This is a genomic window from Citrobacter sp. VF227, assembly GCF_052950715.1.
The window spans coordinates 1-435 of the sequence record NZ_JBRFVF010000618.1 but is presented as its reverse complement, the minus strand read 5'-3'; the positions used below and the strand labels follow the sequence as shown (position 1 = coordinate 435).

At 53.8% G+C, this 435-nt stretch carries 1 protein-coding gene and 1 pseudogene; both read right to left on the bottom strand.

Annotated elements, in window-relative coordinates:
- A partial coding sequence (gene tssK, locus ACU8YC_RS28200) for a type VI secretion system baseplate subunit TssK (protein WP_446896423.1) occupies positions 1–241 on the bottom strand: 241 nt, incomplete at its 3' end.
- Positions 242–264: 23 nt separating this feature from the next.
- Positions 265–426 (bottom strand): annotated as a pseudogene (locus ACU8YC_RS28195) (type VI secretion system contractile sheath large subunit); the annotation flags it as partial.
- Positions 427–435: the final 9 nt, after the last annotated feature.

The following is a 435-nucleotide window of genomic DNA, read 5'->3' as shown; positions in this document are numbered from 1 at the left end:
TATGTGAAAGACATGAATCCACGAACCATCCGGCAGGGAAGCCCACATCCAGATTAACATGACTTAAACGGGGAACCGTTAGCGCACATTCGTCAAACTCCGCGCTGAGGACACCCCATGGGGAGGAAAGTGACATGTGTGCCACTGCGTCAGCGACATAGTCAACCCAACGTGTCTGCTGCTGAAACTGCTGCGGAGCCAGAAAGGCCCCCTCGCTCCATAACGGACGGTAGATCTTCATCGCACCTCCTGTGCGCTGCGTCGTTAAGATTTCGACTTCTCCATTTGTGTAACTAACGACAGACTGACGTCCATACCTTCAACCTGGAAATGCGGAATGGCATACAGGAGTACCCGGAAGCAACCGGGGTTATCCTCAATACGCTCTACCACGACACGCCCATCACGCAGCGGCTGTGATGCCTGCTAGTCCTT